General features: G+C 32.1%; 6 protein-coding genes. All 6 read left to right on the top strand.

Translation table 11 applies throughout. The features are described from left to right. The first annotated feature begins 119 nt into the window (after window positions 1–119). Window positions 120–521 carry a nuclear transport factor 2 family protein gene (locus WBQ70_RS12915; protein WP_423914919.1) on the top strand — a complete coding sequence of 134 codons (402 nt, stop codon included), beginning with the start codon at window positions 120–122 and terminating at the stop codon, window positions 519–521. 79 nt (window positions 522–600) lie between these two features. Further along, window positions 601–1,092: a YdeI/OmpD-associated family protein gene (locus WBQ70_RS12920; RefSeq protein ID WP_423914921.1), complete on the top strand. Its 492-nt coding sequence runs from the start codon at window positions 601–603 to the stop codon at window positions 1,090–1,092. Further along, window positions 1,089–1,940, top strand: coding sequence for a DUF6597 domain-containing transcriptional factor (locus WBQ70_RS12925; RefSeq protein ID WP_423914923.1), 852 nt, complete (start codon window positions 1,089–1,091; stop codon window positions 1,938–1,940). Before WBQ70_RS12920 ends, WBQ70_RS12925 begins: the two co-directional genes overlap by 4 nt. Window positions 1,941–2,033: 93 nt before the next feature. Beyond that, window positions 2,034–3,167 (top strand): epoxide hydrolase family protein, encoded by a 1,134-nt coding sequence (locus tag WBQ70_RS12930; RefSeq protein ID WP_423914925.1) that lies wholly within the window; start codon window positions 2,034–2,036, stop codon window positions 3,165–3,167. Between the two features lie 11 nt (window positions 3,168–3,178). Next, window positions 3,179–3,985 carry a penicillin-binding transpeptidase domain-containing protein gene (locus WBQ70_RS12935; protein WP_423914926.1) on the top strand — a complete coding sequence of 269 codons (807 nt, stop codon included), beginning with the start codon at window positions 3,179–3,181 and terminating at the stop codon, window positions 3,983–3,985. Window positions 3,986–4,022: 37 nt separating this feature from the next. After that, the gene (locus WBQ70_RS12940; RefSeq protein ID WP_423914928.1) at window positions 4,023–4,913 is read left to right on the top strand and encodes a PhzF family phenazine biosynthesis protein; all 891 of its coding nucleotides are present in this window, start codon (window positions 4,023–4,025) and stop codon (window positions 4,911–4,913) included. Window positions 4,914–5,452: the final 539 nt, after the last annotated feature.

Genomic DNA, 5,452 nt, shown 5'->3' on the forward strand with positions numbered 1-5,452 from the left:
GTGCTGAGAATAGAAGCAAACAATGTTTCTGCAAAAATTGTAATTGAAGAATTGCAAAAAAAGGGTGTAATGTGTGAGGTAATGGATTGGTAAATAATTAGATAAACTACAAATTAAATATGGAAAACAACTCATTAACAATCGTACAGAATTTTCTAAAACATCTAACAGAAAGAAATTTAGAGGATTTAACTCTGCTATTCTCCGAAAACTTGGATTGGCATATTCCAGGTGACGAAAGTAAAGCTGAATGGTTGGGTAAAAGAAATAATAGAAAGGAGGTTTCTGCTTTTTATGAATTACTGTGGAAAAACACTCAACCGATTTCTGCAAAAATTGACAACATTTTCACTGATAAAGAAAATGCAGTAATTACGGGAGAATTTTCCACAAGGATGCTCGCTACTGACAAAGTAGTAGATTCCATATTTTGTATTCAGATGGTGATTCAAAACAATCAAATTGTAAAATATAGGTTATTGGAAGATAGTTATGCTGTTTCACAAGCATTAATAAAATAAAAGATGGAGCTGTAAGAAAAGTGGTTTAATTAAACAAAGGGAACCACAGGTGAAAGGAAAATCATAGATATTTTTTAATATGAAAAGTTATTGCTTTAATGCAACAATTGAAATAATAGGAATTAATCCCTTTGTAAAGATACCAGAGAATATCCTTTTAGGAATTTTTTCCGACGCAGGTAAAACTAAAGGATATATTCCCATAAAAGGGACAGTAAATAATTTAGATTATCAACAAACTTTAGTAAAATACAGTGGTTTGTGGCGACTCTACATCAATACAACAATGCTTAAAAATTCACCGAAGTGCATAGGAGAAGAAATTAATATTACTATTGAGTTTGACCCCTCAGATAGAACAGTAGAACCACATCCTAAATTTATAGAAGCATTAGAAAACAACCTAAAAGCAAAATCAAAATTTGATAGTTTGACTCCTTCGATGCAAAAAGAAATGGTAAGGTATATTTCTTTTTTAAAGTCTGAGGAAACTCGAGATAAAATAATAGAAAGAGCCATAACTTATTTGTTAGGGAAAAGTACATTTATTGGAAAAAAGATGCTAGAATGATGATAGATATACAGCATTACATACCTCAAGAACCTCTAAATCGCTTTATCAAACACATAGTGTATGTAAAGGGAAATTCTCCTAATATTTACATCAAAGAACTTCCAGAAGGTAGTGTGAATTTAGTAATAGAACTCAATGAATATACAACGAATATATTATTTGAAGATTCAAGCTTAAGAAATAAAAAAGAAATAAAACATGGATGGATTTCTGGAACGCAAAAGCAGGTCATTCTTTATGAAAATAATCCAGATTCAACAATTATAAGCATTCGTTTCACTGTTGGTGGGTTCTACCAACTTACTGGTATTCCAATACCTTTTATAGATCAAAAAGAAATTAATGCGGAAACTGTTTTAGGAAATTCATTTAAAGATTTATACCAACAACTTTTAAATACAAAACTGATCTTGGATAAATTTTTACTGTTAGAAACTTATTTTTCAAACTATACTATTAGTAAAAATAAAGAAAATGATATTGTACATTTTATAGAAAAGAATTTAGAACAGAACATTAGTTGGTTAGTACATAAATCAGGTTATTCACAGAAGCATATTATTCAAATATTAAAAAAACATACTGGTTTTTCACCAAAATATTTACAGAGAATATATCGGTTTAATCAAGTGACAAAGGCAATTCAGATACAAAAAGAAAAAATTGATTGGTTTTCGTTGGTTGAAAAATATGGTTACCATGATCAAGCTCATTTAATCAAAGATTTTAGTCATTTCTCAGGTTCAAAACCTACAGATTATCATAAATCTCAAATCCTATTAGAAGAAAATAGTTTGGTTCCTGACATGATCTTACAACCGCAAGACATACAATTATTTACTTGATTTTTTGGTATTAAAACTAAAAGGTAAATTTTTTACAATGAAAATAATCGTAAGAGTTTGAATTTTGTATCAAACAAATTAAATAAAAAATATATGAAACCTTTCAAAATTGCAGTACCTCAAGACGTGTTAAATGACCTTTCAATACGATTAAATCAAACCAGATGGACAGACGAACCTGAAAATGCTGATTGGAATTATGGTATAAACCCTACTTATTTACGAGAATTAGTTTCTTATTGGCAAAATGAATACGATTGGCGAAAACACGAAACCATACTGAACGAATTACCACAGTATATGGCGGAAATAGATGGCGTATCTATCCACTTTATTTACGTTAAAGGGAAAGGCAAAAACCCCAAACCACTTTTACTAACACACGGTTGGCCTGATAGCTTTTATCGATTTCACAAAGTAATTCCAATGTTAACAGATCCATTGAGATATGATGGAAATGAGAACGAATCTTTTGATGTTATTATTCCATCTATACCAGGCTTTGGCTTCTCAGATAAAAAACCACAGAGCAGCGATAAAACGGCAACGTTATGGATGAAATTGATGACTGAGGTTTTAGGTTACCAAACTTTTTTTGCTGCTGGAGGAGATATCGGTTCAACAATTAGCAAATCTTTAGCAAACCAGTATCCTACCCTAGTTTCTGCTATTCATTTAACTGATGTGGGTTACCCAAATGGCAAAGAGAATTGGGCTTCCCTGTCACCCGCAGAGCAAAAGTTTGGACAATTTATACAACAATGGTTTTTTAGAGAAGGCGCTTTCAACATGATTCAATCTACAAAACCTCAAACTTTAGGCTATGGATTAAATGATTCCCCAGTAGGTTTAGTGGCTTGGATAGTAGAAAAATTTCATGCTTGGTCTGGGCAACCCGAAAATTTTGACGAACATTATTCTAAAGACGAACTCATTACCAATGTGATGATTTATTGGATAACGCAAACCATTAACTCCTCTATTCGCACTTATGTTGAAGAAAGTCATGCTTCTTGGCAACAAGGTCTAAAATCTGAACAAAAAGTTGAAGTTCCCACCGGCGTAACATTGTTTCCAGGAGAAGCTCCTTTTCCTAAAGAATGGGTAGAAAGAAAAGTAAATGTTAAACAATTTAATATTTTAGAACAAGGAAGCCATTTTGCAGCTTTAAGTGTTCCAAAGTTATTTACTAAGGAACTTAGAGATTTTTTTTACAGTAAATTTTAAATCTTACAATCATGAACAAAAGAACCATTCTACTTTTTTTTATTTTAATATTCAATTACGCATTATCTGCACAAACAAACCTTGATCGCACATTCAATAAATACGGCTTTGAGGGAAGTGTAACCATCTTAGATTATAATAAAAGTAAATGGTTCTTTACAGATTCTATAGATGCTAACAGGGCTACCCTACCCGCTTCAACTTTTAAAATCATCAACTCTTTGATTGCTATTGAAGAAAAAGTCATCCAAGATGAAAATGAAGTGCTAAAATGGGATGGGATTAAAAGATCCATTTTTGGTAAAGAAGTTCCAAACTGGAATAAAGATACCGACTTAAAAACAGCTTATAAAAACTCGACCATTTGGTTTTATGTTAGGATTGCTGAACGAATTGGCAGAAAAAAATACTACCGCTATTTAAAAAAATGCCAATACGGAAATCTCGATTTTTCAGAAAAAGGAACTGACTTTTGGAATTATGGAGAATTTAGAATAACTCCAAAAAATCAAATGGAGTTTTTAGTCCTGTTGTACGAAAACAAGTTACCCTTTTCTCAAAAAACCATGGATACCGTAAAAGAAATAATGATTTCCGAAAATACGGATGGTCATATATTCAGAGACAAAACGGGTTGGACTACAAAAGACGGAATCGATATTGGCTGGTGGGTAGGTTATGTAGAAACTCCCGATAACATTTTTTTCTTTGCCACAAGAATAAAAAAAGGGGTTAATGAAAATAATCCTGATTTTTCTAAAGCAAGGAAAGAGATTACGAAGGCTATTTTAAAAGATTTGGTAGCAATTCAGAATTGATTTCAGGTATCAATTTATCAAAAGTTAAAACAAAATTATGTCACAAAAACAAGAAATTAAAAGTTTAGCCTATTATATATTGGATGTTTTTACATCAGAAAAATATAAAGGAAATCCATTGGCGGTTGTAGTAACAAACGAAGATTTATTATTATCCACTTATAAAGATATTTCCAAGGAATTCGGTTATTCAGAAACCTCTTTTATTCAGTTTTCTAAAGAATTGAATACCTTAAAAGTACGATCATTTACACCAACAGGTTTTGAAATTAACGGAGCTGGGCACAATCTTTTGGGAGCAGTGCATGCCTTTGTTTTTGATGATAAACAATTTAATTCAGATTTAAACCATCTTCCTAAGATAATAATGAAAGACAAAATTGTTGAGGTAGCTGTAGCAGGCAGTAAGTTAGGTTTATTACAACAACCTGCCATTATAAAACAAGCTATCCCCACTGCTTCACTTTTGAAAGCACTTTCTCTTTTAGAGGATGAAATCGGGTATGATGACTTAATGCCCAATGTTGTAGCCACTGAAGTTTCACATTTAATGGTTCCTCTAAAAGATGAAAAAGCCTTAGCAAAAATAAAATCAGATAAAAGGCTTTTAAGTGAGTTAGCCAAACAATACCACTTTCAAGGTGTTTACTGCTTCTTTATAACAAAAGATACTCCTGAATTCTCCATAAAATCCAGATTCTTCAATCCAGGAATAGGTATTGATGAAGACCCAGCGACAGGTAGTGCCGCTGGACCTTTGGCGGGATTTCTCCATAAAGCAGGAATTATCAAAGAAAACAATGAGTATAAAATCACACAAGGCGAAGCAATGGATAGAGCATCAGACATTAGGGTGCAGGTAAAAGATGACGGAACTATGGTGAGTGGAAATTCTGTAATTGTCATGAAGGGGAATATATTTGTTTAAAATTAATGGATTTCAAATTTAAAATAAAACTCTTTCGGATGTGTTTCCAGCTCCCCTTTTTCATACGCACTAGATCTCAAGGGATAAAATGTTTGGGAGCTAGACTATAAACAAATATCGGTTCAGAGATGGGAAAATCTCAAAATCATTCAGGAAAATCACTTTTACAACTTGGGACAATGAAGGTTTATACTATAAATTAATCGAAGTAGCAAAAGGTACAAAAACAGACTGTGTCACCGAACCACCGATTAAAGAAAAGTGGATTATTGCCGAAATGCAATATGAACTCCATCCCACCCTAAAATTTGAACATTCCGACAAGAATTTCCGATAGTTAATAAAAAATGTGAACAAAAATTTGCGTAACTCCAGAGTTACATATATATTTGCGTAACCTTAAAGTTACATTTTAATGAAAACAGAAATTAAACACAAGTGGTTTTATAACCAATCTCCCGAAGAAATTTGGGAATACCTTACAAAAGCAGAGTTAATAGAAAAATGGTTGATGCCCAATGATTTTAAGCTAAAATTGG

The organism is Flavobacterium sp. (assembly GCF_049590715.1).
GTDB lineage: Bacteria > Bacteroidota > Bacteroidia > Flavobacteriales > Flavobacteriaceae > Flavobacterium.